The organism is Stenotrophomonas sp. 82F1 (assembly GCF_056861525.1).
On record NZ_JBSPUD010000008.1, the window covers coordinates 114,841 to 134,130 of the forward strand.

Genomic DNA, 19,290 nt, shown 5'->3' on the forward strand with positions numbered 1-19,290 from the left:
AAGCCCGCGCAGAGCCAGACGCGCCGAGCGGGGTATCATGCGCGGGTCTTCCGTAACCCGGCGATGCCGATGTCCCTTGCCGCCGATGCTGCGCCGCTGTCCTCTGATTCGCCGATGATCCGCCGCCGCGATGCGGTTGCGCCCGGTAGCTGGCCGGATGGCACGCTGCCACTGTTGGCGCGCCTGTACGCCGCACGTGGTGCGCACACCCCGGAACTGGCGCTGCCCAAGCTGGGCAACCTGCATGCGCCGGAGCTGCTGACCGGCATCGATGCGGCCGTGGACCTGTTGGTCCAGGCCATTGCAGCGGACAAGCGGATCCTGGTGGTCGGCGATTTCGACTGCGACGGCGCAACCGCCTGCGCGGTCGGTGTACGTGGCCTGCGCATGCTCGGCGCGCAGCATGTCTTCCACGCGGTGCCCAACCGCATGGTGCACGGCTACGGCCTGTCACCGTCGCTGGTGGACGAGCTGGCTGCGCTGCAGCCGGATCTGCTGGTCACCGTCGATCACGGCATCGCCTGCCATGCCGGCGTGACTGCGGCCAAGGCGCGTGGCTGGCAGGTGCTGGTGACCGATCACCATCTGCCCGGTCCGCAGCTGCCACCGGCCGATGTCATCGTCGATCCGAATCTGGACGGTGACGCCTTCCCCAGCAAGTCGCTGGCCGGCGTCGGCGTCATCTTCTACGTGCTGATGGCGCTGCGCCGCCGGATGCGCGAAGCGGGTGTGTTTGCCGATGGCAAGGGGCCGGACCTGACCACCCTGCTGGACCTGGTGGCGGTGGGCACCGTGGCCGACCTGGTGGTGCTGGATGCCAACAACCGCGCCCTGGTCAGTGCGGGTCTGCGTCGGCTGCGCAACGGCCAGGGCTGCGTCGGCCTGAAGGCATTGATCGAGGCCAGTGGCCGCGACGCCGCGCGACTGACCGCCACCGACATCGGCTTCGGCCTTGGCCCGCGCTTGAACGCGGCCGGCCGGCTGGAAGACATGGCGCTGGGTATCGCGCTGCTGCTCACCGAAGATCCGCGGCAGGCCCGCGACATCGCGCAGACGCTGGAGCAGATCAACGCCGAGCGGCGTGCGGTGCAGCAGTCGATGACCGATGACGCCGAACAGGCGCTGTCACGGGTGGTGCTCGATACCGCAGGGCAGCGTCCGGTGGCGGCCTGCCTGTTCGATGCCGATTGGCACCCCGGTGTGGTGGGCCTGGTCGCGTCGAAGATGAAGGATCGCCTGCATCGTCCGGTGATCGCGTTCGCCCCAGCCGAGCCGGGCGCCGATACCCTGCGCGGTTCGGCGCGCTCGATCGCCGGCCTGCATATCCGTGATGCGCTCGCGCTGGTCGATGCACGCCATCCCGGCTTGATCGAGCGCTTCGGCGGTCACGCGATGGCTGCCGGCTTGAGCATGCGTCTGGATCATCTGGCCGACTTCGAAGCCGCCTTCGTCGCCACCGTGCTGGAAATGCTCGACCCGGCAGCACTGCAGCAGCAGGTGCTCAGTGATGGCGAACTGGCAGCGGACGAACTCGATCATCGCCACGCTGATGCGCTGCGCCTGGCCGGACCGTGGGGACAAGGCTTCCCCGAGCCGCTGTTCGATGGCCACTTCGAAGTGGCCAACTGGCGCGTATTGAAGGAACGGCATCTGAAGCTGGAGCTGCGCCTGCCCGGCGTACCGGGCACGATCAACGCGATCCATTTCGGTGGCTGGCACGGCAATGCGCCCGGCAAGCATGTCCACCTGGCCTACCGCCTGGCCTGCGATGACTATCGCGGTGGCGCCGCGATCCAGCTGATCGTCGAGCACTGCCTGCCCGCATGAAGAAGGGGGGCGTCAGCGGACCTCGCTTACCCGCGTCGGCAGTTCCCAGGTTCCGCCGGGAACGCCACGGCACAGACCGCCACTGATCGCCGAGGTCGCGATGAAGCGCGTGCCATCCCAGGTCCACGTTTCATCCGACACGCAGTCGGCCAGACCACGGCCCTTGTGCGAGGCGACAATCTGCCCGTCACCGTAGTCGATCGCATCGCTGGTCACCCACTGCGGCTGGTAGGGCGCTTTCTCACCGATGACCCAGTAACCATCGCCGGTGTTGTAGGCGGCGCGCCAGCAGGGAACGTTGACCAGCAGGTGCTTGGCATCCAGGCGCTGGATCTGCAGTGGTGAGTTGCTGATCGGAAGATCCGGGTCGGCGTCGAGCAGGCCTTCGCAGCTGGGCTCTTTCAGGGTGGCACGCAGCGCTGCACGCAGCGCCGGTGAAGCGGCCAGCTTGGCAAACGCCGGGTCGTCCGGCGGCGTCGACAAGGTCGCTGCCTTGCGCACCAGGGGTTTGGCAACGGCGGCCGGCACGCTGCTTTCGGCGGCAGTGCCCTTGCGCATCACCGCTCCCGGTGTCCCCACGCGGCCCTGGAACTCGTCGGCCTTCAGCAATACAGCCGCTGCACCCTTGTCCGACAGCGGCCACGCATGGCCGGCGGCATCGACAATTGTGATGCCGCCATCGCGCACCAGTGCCGACAGCACTGCGGTGGTCTGCGCCGGGCTCAGCGCATAGGTGCCTGTGTCCTTGGCCGGCGCCAGCACGCCGAGATCACGCTGCTGGATGCGCAGGTGCAGCGCGCCCTTGGGCTGCGGCTGGTCATCGATCGGCTGCAACGACACGCGGCCGTTGATGGCCTGATCAGGGCCACCCTTCCGCGTCAGCAGCACGCTCAGGGTGCTGTCATCGCCACTGGCATAGCCGGCCGCGCGGCAGGTGCGGGTGTTGTCGCAGGCCAGGACCCAGTCGTGATGCTGGAAATACAGCCCGGCAGGCGCGTCGACGGCGCCGGCGGCCAGTGGCCAGCACAGGGCCAGCAGGGTGGGAAGCAGGGGAGAACGCATGGGCATCCTTGCGCGGGATCGGGAAGTCGCACATGGTGCGCCCAGGGGCGGCGAAGAGCCAGCATCGAATCGCGTTAACCCCATCCCTCCGTCTGGTGCGTTCAAGCAATCACGATCCCATTGGAGTCCTGTCATGGTCTTCGCCCGATGCTGCACCGTACTGCTGTTGGCCTTGGCAACCTGGCCGGCTTCGCCCCAGGCGTCGCGTCGTGCGGCACCGCCGATGACGTCTACGCCGCTGCTGATCGCACCCGCGGCGGAACAGCCCGTGCAGCTGCGACAGGCGCGCATCGAGGGCGAGGTGCAGGCCGGCATCGCCCAGACCCGGATCACCCTGGAGTTCCACAATCCCAATCAGCGCGTGCTGGAGGGTGAGCTGCAGTTCCCGCTGGGCGAGGGCCAGCAGATCACCGGCTTCGCCCTGGACATCAATGGCGAACTGCGCGAGGCGGTGCCGGTGCCCAAGGACCGCGGTCGCCAGGTGTTCGAGGAAATCGCCCGTCGTGGCGTCGATCCGGGCCTGCTGGAGCAGACCGCTGGCAACCAGTTCCGGCTGCGCGTGTATCCGCTGCCCGCCGGCGGCAGCCGCCGCGTGCAGCTGGTCGTGCGCGAGCCGCTGGCATACGCCGGGCAGGGTTGGCGTTGGACGCTGCCGCTGCAGTTCGTCGCCGGCGCCGCTGCCGTTGAACTGGACGTGCAGGCATTGAAGGGTGCTGACACGGGCGATGCGCCGTTCCGCATCGCCGATGGTCGCCTGCACTGGCAAGGTCGCGGCGCGCAGTTGCCGACCCAGCTGCAATGGACGCTGCCGGCCGAGCGCAAGGCACAGGTGCAGGTTGCAGGGTGGCAGGACGGTCACTACCTGTTGGCACAGCTGCCGGTGCCGACGTCGGCCGCGCCACGCCGTGTGCCGTCGGAAGTGGGGCTGCTGTGGGATGGTTCCGGCTCCGCTGGCCGGCGTGATCGCACCCGCGAGTTCGCGCTGCTTGATCGCTACTTCGCTGCGATGGGCGAAGGCAACGTCGCGCTGACGGTGCTGCGTGATCGTGCCGAGCAGGTGCGTCGTTTCCGTATCCGCGGCGGCGACTGGAGTGAACTGCGCCGGGCGTTGATGGCGGTGCAGCCCGATGGTGCCAGTGCGCTGGCGCAGTGGCAGCCGCAGCCGGAGGTGAAGGAATACCTGATGGTGAGCGATGGCCTGCTGACCTACGGGCCGGAAGCATTGCCGGCGCTGGCCGCCGACCAGCGCCTGTTCGCGATCAGCAGTGCTGGTGCACGCACCGATGCCATCCGCCTGCGCGGTTGGAGCGAGGCGCATGCAGGTGCTTTCGTGGCGCTCGGCAGCGATATCGATGCCGCCGCGCGGGAGCTGCTGTCGGTACCTCTGGATGTCCAGATCGACGCCGGACGTGGCGTGCAGGATGTGGTGATCGATCGCCGCAGCCAGGCTCAGGGCTGGCTGTGGTTGCATGCGCGGTTGGCGGCCGAAGGTGTGCCGATGCGGGTACGCGTGGCTGGCGGCGAGTGGCAGGCACTGCCCGCGACGCAGAAGAACGAAGACGGTGATCTGCTGGCCGGCTTGTGGGCACAGGCACGTCTGCAGCAGCTGTCGGCCGATCGACGCGGCAACCGTGAGGCGATGCAGCGCCTGTCGCAGCAGTTCAGCCTGGTGGGCCCGGATACCTCGCTGATCGTGCTGGAGACCCTGGACGACTACCTGCGCTATGCGATCCGTCCGTCGGGCAAGCTGCGCGCCGAGTATGACCAGCGCTTCGCACGCCAGGTTGCAGACCGCGATGCGGCCGACCGTCAGCGCCTGGACAACGTGGTGACGCAGTGGCAGCAGCGCCAGCAGTGGTGGAATCGCAGCTGGCCGAAGGGGGCGCCGCCGCAGGTGGATTCGAAGGCGCTGGAGGTGGCGGCCGGCGCCCCGCCGGCACCGGTAGCGATGCTGGTTGCTCCGGCACCGGCCGCAGCGGAGATGCAGTTGAATGCAGCCACTGCGCGCCAGCGTTCGGTTCCACGCCCGGCACCAGCGCCCGCGCCGATGATGGAAGCAGCCGCCGATGCGATGGCGGCCGAGCCTGCCGCTGCCAATGACGGCCAGCTGGGAATCAAGCTGGCTGCGTGGCAGCCGGATTCGCCGGTTGCCCGCCGCCTGCGCCAGGGGCCGTCGTCGCAACTGTACGACCGCTATCTCGCCGAGCGCGCGGCGAACGCCGACAGCAGCGCATTCTTCCTCGACGTGGCCGATCTGCTGATCGAACAGGGGCAGCGCGATCTTGCCCTGCGCGTGCTCTCCAACCTGGCCGAGATGGAGCTGGACAACCGCCATCTGCTGCGCGTTCTCGGTTATCGGCTGATGCAGGCCGACGCTCCGGCGCTGGCGGTGCCGGTGTTCGAGCAGGTGCTGGCGATGGGCCAGGAAGAACCGCAGAGCTTCCGCGACCTGGGTCTGGCGCTGGCCGCAGCGGGCAAGCCGCAGCAGGCGCTGGCGCCGCTGTACCAGGTGGTCGTGCGCCCTTGGGATTCCCGTTTCGACGGCATCGCGCTGATCGCCCTGGACGAGTTGACCAACCTGGTGGCCGGCAGCAAGCCGCGGCTGGACACCAAGAGCATCGACCCGCGTCTGCTGCAGGCGATGCCGCTGGACCTGCGCGTGGTACTGGCCTGGGATGCCGACAACAGCGACATGGACCTGTGGGTGACCGACCCGAACGGTGAGCGCGCGTACTACGGCAACCGCCTGACCTATCAAGGCGGGCAGATGTCGCAGGACTTCACCGGTGGCTATGGCCCGGAACAGTTCTCGCTGCGCAACGCCAAGCCCGGCAAGTACAAGGTGGAGGCGAACTACTTCGGCAGCCGCCAGCAGCTGGTGACCGGCGCGACGACGCTGATGCTGCGCCTGACCACCCACTGGGGTACGCCGAAGCAGAACGACCAGCTGGTGACGATGCGACTGAAGGACCGTGCCGAGACCGTGCTGGTGGGCGAATTCGAGGTGCGTTGACCACTTCGACGCCCGTGTAGGGTCGAGCTTGCTCGACTGCTTCGCTGTAGAGCCGAGCCTGTGCTCGGCTCATGGCACAAGCAGCCGAGCGTGGGCTCGGCTCTACAACCGTGCCGTTGCGGCGCGTGCGATCGGTGACTCTGGTGGATTGGCACGCAACCCGAACAGCGGCCGCAGCCAGCGCACGCGCCGCACCAGCAGTTCGTGGATCAGCAGGCAGCCGCCGACCGTGCCGACAATCACCAGCAGCGGCTCCAGCCAAGCGCCCAGCTGCAGCGGCCGCAGCCAGTACAGCAGTACGATCAGCACGGTCTGGTGCAGGATGTACCAGCTGAAGACCGCCTCGCGGCAGTAGCCCAGGCCACGCCATGGACGCGCAAGCAGGACCTGCGCCCAGCCGAAGATGGCCAGCAGGGCGCACCAGGTGTACATCGCGCGGCCGACGCGCTCGGTCTGCGCCCATGGCAGCGACAGTACCCATTCCGGCAGATCGCCAACATCGGGCATCCGGGCAAGTGCGCGGATGCCCAGTTCGACAGTCAGCCCGATCACGGCCAATACCAGGGTCAACCGCCGGCCACGCACCAGCAGATCCCATCCACGCTGCCAGCGCGCCGCAAGGAAGCCGCCGAGGAACAGGGGCAGCGATTCGGCGTGGACATACAGGTCATCGACCAGTGCATGGGTTGGCGGGTGCGCGGGCAGGATCACCAGCAGTGCCCACGCCAGCCACAGCACCGGCAGCAGCAGGCCCAGCGTGGCGATCCAGCGGTCGCCCAGAGGCAGATCCGGCAGACGGTGGCGTAGCGGCCGCACTACGCTGGCCAGCAGGATCGTCAGCAGCGTGTAGGGGATCAGGTATGCCAGGTACCACAGGTGGTTCCAGGTGAAGCCATAGGCGGCACCGCTGAAGCTGGCGCCCGGCCAGGGCCGGAATTGCCAGTAGCGCCACAGGAAGGCGCCGAGCCCCGGCGTTACGTCGCCCTTGTCCACCGCCTCACAGTAGGCCTGTAGGGAAACGACCGCGACGATGCCGAACAGCAGCGGCAGCAACAGGCGCCAGCCGCGCCGCAACGCGAACCGCCACCGGCCGTGCCCGGGTAGGCACAGGCCCAGTGCAATGCCGGAGATGGCGAACAGCAGCGGCATGCGCCAACGATTGAGCGCGATCATCGGCCACTGCAGCCACCCGGCCGTGTGGCTGCTCTTGAGGTGGAAGTCCCATCCGGCCACGTACGCCATGGCCACGTGGTAGAGGATCAGCAGCCCGAAGGCGCCGATGCGCAGGGTGTCGAGGTCGTGGCGGCGGGTCATCGCGCTATCCGTGTTGGTGTCGTTGCAGGGTGGAAGACCTTCCGGGGTGTCGCCAGCAGGAGGGGGTGGCTGGATGCCCCGCAGGGCCCAATGGCGGGGCTGGGGGACGAATGGCGTACGTCACCGGGGCTGTGGTTGGCGATAATCCAGTGATGGACGAGCACAACCAGCAGGACCCGCAAGTGCGTGGCGAACCAATGGGCAGCAGCAGGCAAGGACGGCAGGTAGCCGTGTTCTGGGTCGTACTGTTCCTGGGGACGGCGGTGGCCAACGTGCTGGCCAAGGTGATGATGGCGGCGCGCGATGGACTGCCCTCGCAATGGAGGGCGACGACGATCGACGAGTTCAGCAGCGCGCTGGTGTCGCTGCTGCTGCTGGCGTTGTTGATCCGCGCCGCCTCGCGTTGGCCGCTGCACGCCGACACCTGGCGGCAACGACTGATGCCGTACCTGCTGGGTGCGGTCGCGTGGTGGCTGCTGCACGTGAGTGGGATGGTCCTGCTGCGCAAGGCCGCGCACGCCTTGCTTGGCAGCCACTACACCTTCGGTGACTGGCCGGCGCAATGGTTCTATGAGTTCTTCAAGGACATCCAGACCTACGCGCTGCTGGTCTCGGCGGTACATGCCGTGGCCTGGTTCGGTCGTCGCCGGCAGGGTGAAGCGACCCTGCTGGCCGCCCCCGATGAGGGCCCGCCGGTCGAGCCGGTCGATCGTCCCGACCATTTCCTGGTGCGCAAGCTGGGCAAGGAGTTCCTGGTGGCCACGGCCGACGTCGAATACGCCCAGGCCGCCGGCAACTACGTGAATCTGCGGGTGCGCGGCCATGACTATCCTCTGCGGATCACCATGGCGGTGCTGGAAGCGCGGCTGGACCCGGTCCTGTTCCTGCGCAGCCACCGCAGCTGGCTGGTCAATCGTGACCAACTGCGCTCGATCGAGCCGCTGGATGGCGGCGAGGCCTTGCTGCACATGGCTGACGGGGCCCGGGTGCCGTGCAGCCGACGCCAGCTGCCGCTACTGCGCCAGGCCTTGGGCGGGTAGGGGCGTGGCAGGGCGGGACCGGCTTCTGCGCCGGTTCACCCCGGCCTGCGGTATCATTTGCAGTCATCTTTTGAATGTATGACCGCCGACATGATCGAACTGAATCCTGTCCGCCAGCGCATCGCCGATCTGACCGATCGCGTGTTGTCGCTCCGGGGGTATCTTTGACTACGACGCCAAGAAAGAGCGTCTTGAAGAAGTAACGCGGGAGCTGGAAAGCCCCGACGTCTGGAACAACGCGGAGTACGCCCAGAACCTGGGGCGCGAGCGCTCGACCCTGGAAAAGACCGTGGGCGGCATCGCCGCGGTGCTGGAAGGCCTGAGCGACGCCACCGAACTGCTGGAGCTGGCCGAGTCCGAACAGGACGAGGACACGGCGCTGGCCGTGGTGGCCGACCTGGACAAGCACCAGGCGCACGTGGAGAAGCTGGAGTTCCAGCGCATGTTCTCCGGCCAGATGGACACCGCCCCTGCGTTCGTCGACATCCAGGCCGGCGCCGGTGGTACCGAAGCCCAGGACTGGGCCGAGATCCTGCTGCGCATGTACCTGCGCTGGTGTGAATCGCGTGGCTGGAAGACCGAACTGATGGAAGTCTCCGGTGGCGACGTCGCGGGCATCAAGTCGGCCACGCTGCGCGTGGAAGGCGACTACGCCTATGGCTGGCTGAAGACCGAGACCGGCGTGCACCGCCTGGTGCGCAAGTCGCCGTTCGACTCGGACAACCGCCGCCATACCAGCTTCACCTCGGTGTTCGTGTCGCCGGAAGTGGACAACAACATCGAAATCGACATCAACCCGGCCGATCTGCGTACCGACGTGTACCGCTCCTCCGGTGCCGGTGGTCAGCACGTCAACAAGACCGAGTCGGCGGTGCGTATCACCCACATTCCGACCAACACGGTCGTGGCCTGCCAGACCGGCCGCAGCCAGCACCAGAACCGCGACAACGCGATGAAGATGCTGGCCGCCAAGCTGTACGAGCTGGAAATCCAGAAGCGCAATGCCGAGCGTGATGCGGTGGAAGCCACCAAGTCCGACATCGGCTGGGGCAGCCAGATCCGCAACTACGTGCTCGACCAGAGCCGTATCAAGGACCTGCGCACCGGCATCGAGCGTTCGGATACGCAGAAGGTGCTCGACGGCGATCTGGACGAATTCGTCGAGGCCAGCCTGAAGGCCGGCCTGGCGGTCGGTTCCAAGCGCATCGATGCCTGATGCGTGCCCGGCGACAGCGGTACCGTCCGCTGCCCGGGCCCTGTATTGCGGGACGTCATCGGCGTCCCGCAATGCCGTTGAAACCTGCAGGGCAGGGTGATGATGCGCAGTGAAGCCGAACGCAAGGAACTGGGTGGCTTTCTCAAGGCCTGCCGCGCGCGGGTCGAGCCAGCAACACTGGGCCTGCCAGCGGGGCGCAGGCGCACGCCGGGCCTGAAGCGCGAGGAAGTCGCGCTGGCGATCGGGGTCAGCGTCAGCTGGTACACCTGGATCGAGCAGGGCCGCGAAGTGCGCGCCTCGCCCGAGGTGCTGGAGCGCCTGGCGCAGGTGCTGCGGATGAGCGACGACGAGCGCGCCTACGCGTTCGCGCTGTCCGGCTACGGGGTGCCGCTGGAGTTCCCCGACGAAACGGTGACCGACGGCCTGCGCCAGCTGGTGGAGGCAATGCAGCCGATCCCGGCATACGTGCGCAATACCCGCTTCGACATCCTGGCCTGGAACCCGGCCATCGCCGATCTGTTTGTCGACTACGGTCAGTTGGCGCCGCATGAGCGCAATACGCTGCGGCTGATGTTCCTGTATCCGCCGTACCGCACGCTGATCCTCAACTGGGAAGAAATGACCCGCGGCCTGCTGGCCAGCTTCCGCGCGGCGATGGCGCAGGCGCCGGACAAGGCGCCGTTCCTGGCGTTGGCCGAGGATATCGGCACGCACAGCGAGCAGTTCCGCCAATGGTGGCCAGAGCACGATGTCCGTCGTTTCGACGAAGGTGCCAAGAAGCTGAACCATCCCACGCGTGGACTGCTGGACCTGCAGTACGTGGCGTTGGTACCGGAGAGCCGGCACGACCTGTCCCTGGTGACCTACCTGCCGCGCAGGTAAGGGGTTTGGCGGGGCGGTGTCGGAGTGCCGCGATCAGGTAGATCCACGCCATGCGTGGATGCTTTTCGATTTCAATTCGAGATATTCGATCTCGATGGAAATTCATCCACGCATGGCGTGGATCTACTGTGTCGACCAAGGTCGACACCTACCAACAGCCGCGGGAATCTGTCGAAGGCGGGGTGGGTCCGGTTGCGGGGGCGTGAGCGCCATGGATGGCGCGACCGAGCTTACATGGACGTACTTGCAGCGTCCCCTGCAGCCGGACCCGCCCCGCCATCCCACGGAATGCCGCTGTTGCTGTTGCTTCCGTTGTTGCTGTTGCCTCTGCGGGTGCAGGGCGCAGCCCTGCCGGGAGCCCCACCCCATTCAGGCAGGTAAGTGCAGGTCACAGGATAAACAGACGCCTTGTTGCCTTTACCGATCGGGTCCACATTCCTTGTCAGGAAACGGGCAGCCGCCCGTTGTCGAGACAACAGGAGACCTGCATGTCCGCTTCCCCCGCAGCCCCCGCTGCCATTTCCCGCGATCCGGCCACCGGCCAGCAGATCGCCAGCCACCCCTTCGCCACTGCCGCCGAACTGGAAGCGATCCTTGATCGCGGCCAGGCGGGCTTTGCTGCCTGGAGTGCGCAGTCACTCGAACAGCGCGCGGGCGTGCTGCGTGCGATGGCAGCCGTGCTGCGCCGCGACCGTGAACCCCTGGCCGCGCTGGCCACCGCCGAGATGGGCAAGGTCCACGCCGAGTCGTTGGCCGAGATCGAGAAGTGCGCGGTGCTGTGTGACTGGTACGCCGACAACGGCGCGGCGTTCCTGCGCGACGAGCCGACCGCGGTGGCCGACAACAAGGCCTATGTCTCCTACCTGCCGCTGGGCGTGGTGCTGGGCATCATGCCGTGGAACTTCCCGTACTGGCAGGTGATGCGCGCGGCCGTGCCGATCCTGATGGGCGGCAATGGCTTCCTGCTGAAGCCGGCCGAGAACATCGTCGGTACCGCGCAGCTGCTTGATGCGGCCTGGCGTGATGCCGGGCTGCCTGAGGGGGCCTTCATCGCTGCCAACATCAGCCGCGAAGGCACCAGCCGCGCGATCGCCGATGACCGCATCGCGGCGGTGACCCTGACCGGCAGCGTGGCCGCGGGCCGCAGCATTGCCGCCCAGGCGGGGCAGGCGCTGAAGAAGGTGGTGCTGGAACTGGGCGGTTCCGATCCGTTCATCGTGCTGGCCGACGCCGACCTGGACGCCGCAGTCGATGCCGCCGTCGCCTCGCGCTTCCAGAACACCGGGCAGGTGTGCATTGCCGGCAAGCGCATCATCGTCGAAGAGCCGGTGTACGAGCGCTTCGTGGCGTTGTTCTGCGAGCGGGTGCAGGCGCTGACCGTCGGCGATGGCCGCGAAGCCGGCAACCGGATCGGCCCGATGGCCCGCCAGGACCTGCTTGAACAGCTTGATGCGCAGGTGCGCGCCTCGGTCGAGGCCGGTGCGCAGCTGCTGGTGGGCGGCAAGCAGCTTGATCGCCCGGGCAGCTTCTACGCCCCCACCGTGCTGGCCGGCGTCGAGCCCGGAATGCAGGCGTTCGATACCGAGACCTTCGGGCCGGTGGCGTCGATCAGCCGTGCGCGCGATGCCGACCATGCGGTGGAGCTGGCCAACCAGAGCGAGTTCGGGCTCAGCGGCAATCTGTGGACGGGCGACCACGCCCGTGCGATGCAACTGGCGCGCCGGCTGCAGACCGGCGGCGTGTTCGTCAACGGCTTCTCGGCCTCCGATCCGCGCGTGCCGATCGGCGGCGTGAAGAAGAGTGGTTTCGGCCGCGAGCTGTCGCACTTCGGTATCCGTGAATTCGTCAACGCGCAGACGGTGTGGTTCGACCGCCGTTGACGCGGGCCATCCACGCTTGCTGTCAGCATCCCTGCAACGTTCCATCATCACGCACTGCGAGAAGGACGTCATTCCATGTCCAAGGGTTCCGATCTGCTCGTCGCCGCACTCGAAAACGAGGGCGTCGAGCGCATTTTTGGCATTCCCGGTGAAGAGAACCTCGATGTCGTCGAGTCGCTTCGCCACTCCAGCATCGAGCTGGTCATCACCCGCCACGAACAGGCTGCCGTGTTCATGGCCGCCACCTACGGCCGCCTGACCGGCAAGCCGGGCGTCTGCCTGGCCACGCTCGGCCCGGGCGCACTGAACTTCACCACCGGTGCCGCCTATGCGCTGCTCGGTGCGTGGCCGGTGATCATGATCACCGGGCAGAAGGGCATCGTCGCCAGCAAGCAGGCGCGCTTCCAGATCGTCGACATCGTCAGCACGATGAAGCCGCTGACCAAGTCGGCACGGCAGATCGTCTCGGCACGCACCATCCCGACCATCGTCCGCGAGGCGTTCCGCACCGCCCTGGAAGAGCGTCCCGGCCCGGTGCTGCTGGAACTGCCCGAGGACATCGCGGCGATGGAGGTCGAGGACGTCGCACTGATCCCGCCACACCCGGTGGATCGGCCGATTGCCAGCCCCGAGGCGCTGGACCGCGCGGCGCAGATCATCCGCGACGCCAAGCGGCCGCTGCTGGTGATCGCGTCGGCCGCCTCGCGGCCGCAGTCCAGCGAGGCGCTGTCGGCCTTCGTGCTGCGCGCCGGCATTCCATTCGTCACCACGCAGATGGGCAAGGGCGCGGTGGCCGGTGGCTCGGGCCTGTACATGGGCACGGCGGCGCTGAGCGAGCGCGACTACGTGCACATGGCCATCGACCAGGCCGACGTGATCGTGACCATCGGCCACGAGGTGACGGAGAAGCCGCCCTTCGTGATGCGCCCGGGTGGCCGCACGGTCATCCACATCGGCTATTCGCAGGCCGCGGTGGAGCAGGTGTACTTCCCGCAGGTGGAGGTGATCGGCGATATCGGCCGCTCGCTGACCCTGCTGGCCGACCGTATCGAAGGCAAGGTGGACAACGCCGCTGCACTGCTGCCGCTGCGCGCGACGATCCTGGAGCACATCGCCGATCGTGCCGAAGAGGCCGGCTTCACGCCGCAGCGGCTGGTGCATGACGTGCGCCAGGTGATGCCGCCGGACGGCATCGTGGCGCTGGACAACGGCATGTACAAGATCTGGTTCGCGCGCAACTACCGCACCCAGGTGGCGAACACGCTGCTGCTGGACAACGCATTGGCAACGATGGGCGCGGGCCTGCCGTCGGCGATCATGGCCTCGATCCTGTACCCGCAACGCCGCGTGCTGGCGGTGTGTGGCGATGGCGGTTTCATGATGAACAGCCAGGAGCTGGAGACCGCGCGTCGGCTGGGCCTGAACCTGGTGGTGCTGATCCTCAACGACGGTGCCTACGGGATGATCCGCTGGAAGCAGGCGGTGGACGGCTTCGCCGATTACGGCATGACCTTCGGCAATCCGGACTTCGTCAAATACGCTGAAGCCTATGGCTGCCAGGGACACGAGGTGACCGCGATCGAGCAGTTCATTCCGACGCTGGAAGCGGCGTTCACGGCGGGCGGCGTGCATCTGGTGTCGGTGCCGATTGATTATTCGGAGAACCAGCGGGTGCTGGTGGACGAGCTGCGGCAGGCGTTCCCCGGGAACGGGTGAATCCGGGGCATGGCCCGTTAGGTGTCGACCTTGGTCGACACGGGGGCGCCAACCAAGGTTGGCGGCTACCAAGGCGTCGGTGCCGCGATATCCGGTAGGTGTCGACCTTGGTCGACACACGATGAATCGCCAACCCAAGGTTGGCGGCTGTCGGAACAGGGGCGGCCCACGGCCGGGGAGGGGCCATCCGGAGGCCGGGGCAGGGCGCTTTTGGTATGCTGGGCAACCGGCTGTGCCGGGCGCAAGACTCCCCCTCACTACACGATTCCCGCAGATCCATGAGCGAAGCTACCGATACCCCCCCCGTCGACGAAAACAAGTTGATCGCCGAGCGCCGTGAGAAACTCAAAGCGCTGCGTGGGCAGGGCATCGCGTACCCGAACGACTTCCGTCGCGAGGACTTCGCCGGCAGCCTGCAGGAAGAATTCGCCGATGCGGAACAGTGGACCGCCGAAACCCTGGAAGGCAACGGCCGCCAGGTGAAGATGGCCGGTCGCCTGATGGCCAAGCGGGTCATGGGCAAGGCCAGCTTCGCCCAGATCCAGGACGAGTCCGGCCGCATCCAGCTGTTCCTGCAGGGCAGCGTGCTGGGCGATGCCTATACCGCCTTCAAGGGCTGGGACGTGGGCGACATCATCGCCGTCGAAGGCGGCCTGACCCGTACCAAGACCGGCGAGCTGTCGGTCAAGGCCGAATCGATCCGCCTGCTGACCAAGTCGCTGCGCCCGCTGCCGGACAAGTGGCACGGCCTGGCCGACGTCGAGCAGCGCTACCGCCAGCGCTATGTCGACCTGATCGTGACCCCGGAGTCGCGCGCGGTCTTCATCAAGCGCTCGAAGATCATCCGTGCGATGCGTGCGTGGCTGGACAACCGCGACTTCCTCGAAGTCGAGACGCCGATGATGCATTACATCCCCGGCGGCGCGGCGGCCAAGCCGTTCACCACCCACCACAACGCGCTGGACCTGGACCTGTACCTGCGCGTGGCGCCGGAGCTGTACCTCAAGCGCCTGACCGTCGGTGGCCTGGAGCGCGTCTACGAGATCAACCGCAACTTCCGCAACGAAGGCGTCAGCACCCGCCACAACCCGGAATTCACCATGATGGAACTGTACGAGGCGTATGCCACGTACAACGAGATCATGGACCTGACCGAAGGCGTGATCCGTGACGTGGCGCAGTCGGTGAACGGCTCCACCACGGTGGAGTGGGACGGCGCCAACATCGACCTGGGCCCGGCGTTCCGCCGCTGGCGCATGGACGAGGCGGTGCGCCACCACAACCCGGAAATCTCGGCGGCCGACTGCACCGACCGTGACGCGCTGCTGCGCCATTGCGAGCGCTTGAAGATCCGCGTCAAGCCGTCCTACGGCTGGGGCAAGCTGCTGCTGGAGATCTTCGAAGCCACCGTCGAGCACACCCTGATCCAGCCGACCTTCATCACCGACCACCCGGTGGAGGTCTCGCCGCTGGCCCGTGCCAACGACAATGATCCGGGCTACACCGACCGCTTCGAACTGTTCGTCAACGGCAAGGAACTGGCCAACGGCTTCTCAGAGCTGAACGACCCGGAAGACCAGGCCCAGCGCTTCCAGGCGCAGGTGGCGGCGAAGGAAGGCGGCGACGACGAGGCCATGCACTACGACGCCGACTACATCCGTGCGCTGGAGTACGGCATGGCGCCGACCGGCGGCCTCGGCATCGGCGTCGATCGCCTGGTGATGCTGCTGACCGGCAGCAGCTCGATCCGCGACGTGCTGCTGTTCCCGTACATGCGTCCGGAGCAGTAACCGGCTTTTTCGGCGTCCGTTTGTGCGCGCCGTCGCGGTTTGAGACGGCGCCATTGACGCGTCCCGCACTCGGCGTATCGTTATTGCACAACCTTGACACCGGCTATGGCTTGATGGCGTCAGGGGAGGCCGCAATGTGGAGAATTCGCTTCACATTGTGACGACGATCATGAATCGGGGAGCTTGTGACGGGAGTCGAGCCGATGCAGGGTGCCAGCGTGCGCAGCGGCGGGGTATCCTCGCCCGCTGACCTTTCAGCATGGTCGAGAAAGCAGGCAGAGAACGCCTTGAACATCGTCATCGTCGACGACCAGACTTCCGCACGGACGATGCTTCGTCACGTCATCGAGGACATCGCGCCGGAACTGAGCGTGCATGACTTCGGCGATCCGTTGACCGCGCTGGCGTGGTGCGAATCGTATCCGGTCGACCTGCTGCTTCTCGATTACCGCATGCCGGAGATGGACGGGCTGGAATTCGCCCGCCGCTTCCGCCGGCTGCCCAAACACCGCGATATTCCGGTGATCCTGATCACCGTGGTCGGCGACGAGCCGATCCGCCAGGCGGCACTCGAAGCCGGCGTGATCGATTTCCTGGTCAAGCCGATCCGTCCGCGTGAGCTGCGCGCACGCTGCTACAACCTGTTGCAGCTGCGCCAGCAGACCGAGAACGTGAAGCAGCGCGCCCTGTCACTGGAGCAGCGGCTGCTGGCCAGCATGCATGAGGTGGAGGAGCGCGAGCGCGAAACGCTTTCACGGCTGGCACGTGCGATCGAGTTCCGTGATGCCGGCACCAGTGCCTACCTTGAACGGATGGCGCGCGTGGCTGGCCTGATCGCCGAGCAGCTGGGCCTGCCGGAAGACGACGTCAAGTTGATCGAAATGGCTGCGCCGCTGCATGACATGGGCAAAATCGCCATTCCCGATGCGGTGCTGCTCAAGCAGGGCAAGCTCAATGATGAGGAGCTGGCGATCATGCGCCGGCATCCGCGCATTGGCCACGAACTGCTCAGTGGCAGCCAGAACCGCTTCATCCAGGTCGGTGCATTGATCGCGCTGCGCCACCATGAGCGTTACGACGGCAGTGGTTATCCCGATGGCCTGGTCGGCGACGCGATTCCGCTGGAGGCACGCATCGTTGCCGTGGCCGACGTGTTCGATGCGCTGATCTCGCCGCGCCCCTACAAGGAAGCGTGGACGATGGAAGCCACCATGGCCTACCTGTATGCCCAGCGTGGGCGCCTGTTCGACCCGCGTTGCGTGGATGCATTGCTGCGTGGCCGCGAACAGCTGGAGCAGATCTGCGCCGAGCATTCCACAGCTTCGGCACGGCCGGGACTGGGCGAGTGAAACGCCTGCTGTCGAGATTGCGTCTTCGCCTGTCCCAGCGCCAGGACAGCGAGCATGGCCAACAGATCGTCCGCATCATCCTGATCAGTCTGATCCTGGCGTACGTACTGTTGCCTTCGGCGCGGCATGAGCTGCCGCACAGCCAGTATGTCGGTGTGCTGGCGATCGTGTTGACCGGCCTGAGCCTGTCGCTGCTGTTGTTCGGCTGGCTGTTGTGGCGACCGCAGCGCTCCGATCCCCGGCGCGTACTGGGCATGCTGGCCGATTACGGCCTGATCGCCGCCGGCATGATCCAGATGGGTGAGCCGCTGTCGTGGGTCTACATCGTGGTGATGTGGGTGACGGTGGGCAACGGCATGCGCTTCGGCAACCACTACCTGTATGTGGCCGTGGCGATGGCGATGGTCAGCTTCGGCAGCACCGCACTGTCCACGCCGTATTGGCAGCAGAATGCACGCCTGGCCATCGGCCTGTGGCTTGGCCTGGCGGCGGTTCCGCTGTATTTTTCCACGCTGCTGCGGCAGTTGACCGAAGCGATGGCCGAGGCGCGGCGCGCCAGCGAAGCCAAGAGTCGATTCCTGGCCAACATGAGCCACGAGTTTCGCACCCCACTCAATGGATTGAATGGCATGACAGAAGTGTTGGCGACCACGCGCCTGGATGACGAGCAGCGTGAGTGCGTGAGTACCATCCAGGCGTCATCGCGCAGCCTGCTGGCGCTGGTCGAGGAAGTGCTGGACATCTCGGCGATCGAGGCCGGCAAGCTGCGCGTCGTTGCCGAGGATTTCGTTCTTTCCGAAGTGATCCAGGCCATCGGCCTGATCCTGTTGCCGCAGGCCAAGGCCAAGCGCCTGGACTATCGGGTGAAGGTGGCCGAGACCGTGCCGCCGACGCTGCGCGGCGATGTCGGGCATCTGCGGCAGATCCTGCTCAACCTGGCCGGCAATGCGGTCAAGTTCACCGACCACGGCCGGGTCGAGATCCGCGTCAGCGTTGTCCACGCAGACACCCAGGGCGGGGTGCGGCTGCGCTTCGACATTCTCGACACCGGCATTGGCGTCGCACCGGCGATGCGCCCGCGCTTGTTCGAGGCCTTCGAGCAGGCCGACGTCAGCATGGCCCGTCGCCATGAAGGTACAGGCTTGGGCACGACCATCGCCAAGGGGCTGGTCGAAGCGATGGACGGCGAGATCGGTTACCTGGACAACCCGCCGCAGGGCAGCCACTTCTGGGTGGAACTGCCGTTCGCGCCACCGCAGCCGGTGGTGCCGGGTGCGGTGCCGACCCTCGCTGCGGGCGGCGAAGCCGGTGCCGGCGGCAATGTCATCGCCTTTGCCGATCCGTTCCTGCGCCATCGCGCGCGCGTGCGCAGCATGCAGATCCTGGTCGCCGACGACCATGAGGCCAACCGCATGGTGCTGCAGCGGCTGCTGCAGAAGGCCGGGCACAAGGTGCTGTGCGTCGATGGTGGCGAGGCGGTGCTCGACGCACTGGCTGAAAGCGAGTTCGATGCGGCCATCGTCGATCTGCACATGCCGGGCATGAGTGGCCTGGACATGCTGAAGGAACTGCGGGTGATGCAGGCCGGTGGCGGCCCGCGCACGCCGGTGCTGGTGCTCAGCGCCGACGTTACTCCCGAAGCGATCCAGCGCTGTACCCAGGCCGGTGCACACGCGTTCCTGGCCAAGCCTGTAGTGGCCGTGCGCCTGCTGGATACCCTGGCCGAGATCGCCAACAACGCCCAGCTCAAGGCCAGTGCGCCGCCGATCGTGCGCACCGTCACCAACCTCGATGGCGTGCTTGATACCGGCGTGCTGGATGAACTGGCGTCGCTGGGAATGGGCGAGGGTTTCGAGCGTGAATTCATCCGCCAGTGCCTGGACGATGCCGAATCGTGCCTGCGCAAGGCCGAAGGCGACGGCGAAGCGGCCCGTTGGGGCGCTTTCCGCGAGCAGTCCCATGCGATCAAGGGCGTCGCCAGCAACCTGGGCCTGGTGCGCGCGTCCAACCGTGCCGGTGAGTTGATGCGGATGGCCGACTGGCAGCTCAAGGCCGAATGGCGGCAGCGTCTTGCGGTGCTGCAGGGGGCGATCAAGGAAGGCCGGCAGGCGCTCGATGCGCGCGCAGAGCGCAAGGCACGCGGCGTGGCCGACGACGGCGAGCGCTAGCGCTGGGTCCGTGCGGCAGGCTGCCGGGCGCTG

12 protein-coding genes are annotated in these 19,290 nt (G+C 66.9%); 10 read left to right on the top strand and 2 right to left on the bottom strand.

Going from position 1 to position 19,290, the window contains the following annotated elements; translation table 11 throughout:
* Positions 1 to 69: 69 nt before the first annotated feature.
* On the top strand, positions 70 to 1,827 hold the full coding sequence (gene recJ, locus AC13GI_RS10830; protein ID WP_482996271.1) for a single-stranded-DNA-specific exonuclease RecJ: 1,758 nt from the start codon (positions 70 to 72) through the stop codon (positions 1,825 to 1,827).
* A 12-nt stretch (positions 1,828 to 1,839) separates the two neighbouring features.
* On the opposite strand, the gene AC13GI_RS10835 is transcribed toward recJ, so the two are convergent.
* Entirely contained in the window at positions 1,840 to 2,889 is a 1,050-nt protein-coding gene (locus AC13GI_RS10835) for a DUF1176 domain-containing protein (RefSeq protein WP_482996272.1), read from the bottom strand.
* A 133-nt stretch (positions 2,890 to 3,022) separates the two neighbouring features.
* On the opposite strand from AC13GI_RS10835, the gene AC13GI_RS10840 reads away from it, so the two are divergent.
* Positions 3,023 to 5,902 (top strand): VIT domain-containing protein, encoded by a 2,880-nt coding sequence (locus AC13GI_RS10840; protein ID WP_482996273.1) that lies wholly within the window; start codon positions 3,023 to 3,025, stop codon positions 5,900 to 5,902.
* A gap of 102 nt (positions 5,903 to 6,004) precedes the next feature.
* On the opposite strand, the gene AC13GI_RS10845 is transcribed toward AC13GI_RS10840, so the two are convergent.
* Positions 6,005 to 7,216 carry an acyltransferase family protein gene (locus tag AC13GI_RS10845; protein WP_482996274.1) on the bottom strand — a complete coding sequence of 404 codons (1,212 nt, stop codon included), beginning with the start codon at positions 7,214 to 7,216 and terminating at the stop codon, positions 6,005 to 6,007.
* Between the two features lie 197 nt (positions 7,217 to 7,413).
* On the opposite strand from AC13GI_RS10845, the gene AC13GI_RS10850 reads away from it, so the two are divergent.
* From AC13GI_RS10850 to AC13GI_RS10885, 8 genes are all read left to right on the top strand, one after another.
* Positions 7,414 to 8,256, top strand: a complete 843-nt coding sequence (locus AC13GI_RS10850) for a LytTR family DNA-binding domain-containing protein (RefSeq protein WP_482996284.1) — start codon at positions 7,414 to 7,416, stop codon at positions 8,254 to 8,256.
* Positions 8,257 to 8,346: 90 nt separating this feature from the next.
* A protein-coding gene (gene prfB / locus AC13GI_RS10855; RefSeq protein ID WP_099818762.1) for a peptide chain release factor 2 occupies positions 8,347 to 9,472 on the top strand; the annotation gives its coding sequence in 2 pieces (ribosomal slippage) (positions 8,347 to 8,421 and positions 8,423 to 9,472; 1,125 coding nt in all).
* Between the two features lie 99 nt (positions 9,473 to 9,571).
* Entirely contained in the window at positions 9,572 to 10,354 is a 783-nt protein-coding gene (locus AC13GI_RS10860) for a helix-turn-helix transcriptional regulator (protein WP_099818357.1), read from the top strand.
* A gap of 488 nt (positions 10,355 to 10,842) precedes the next feature.
* On the top strand, positions 10,843 to 12,234 hold the full coding sequence (locus tag AC13GI_RS10865; RefSeq protein WP_482996275.1) for an NAD-dependent succinate-semialdehyde dehydrogenase: 1,392 nt from the start codon (positions 10,843 to 10,845) through the stop codon (positions 12,232 to 12,234).
* A gap of 75 nt (positions 12,235 to 12,309) precedes the next feature.
* Entirely contained in the window at positions 12,310 to 13,950 is a 1,641-nt protein-coding gene (locus AC13GI_RS10870; protein ID WP_099818359.1) for an acetolactate synthase large subunit, read from the top strand.
* A 278-nt stretch (positions 13,951 to 14,228) separates the two neighbouring features.
* Entirely contained in the window at positions 14,229 to 15,740 is a 1,512-nt protein-coding gene (lysS, locus tag AC13GI_RS10875) for a lysine--tRNA ligase (RefSeq protein WP_100465258.1), read from the top strand.
* A gap of 203 nt (positions 15,741 to 15,943) precedes the next feature.
* The gene (gene rpfG, locus AC13GI_RS10880) at positions 15,944 to 17,089 is read left to right on the top strand and encodes a cyclic di-GMP phosphodiesterase response regulator RpfG (protein ID WP_380658112.1); all 1,146 of its coding nucleotides are present in this window, start codon (positions 15,944 to 15,946) and stop codon (positions 17,087 to 17,089) included.
* Positions 17,086 to 19,257, top strand: coding sequence for a response regulator (locus AC13GI_RS10885; RefSeq protein ID WP_482996276.1), 2,172 nt, complete (start codon positions 17,086 to 17,088; stop codon positions 19,255 to 19,257). Before rpfG ends, AC13GI_RS10885 begins: the two co-directional genes overlap by 4 nt.
* Positions 19,258 to 19,290: the final 33 nt, after the last annotated feature.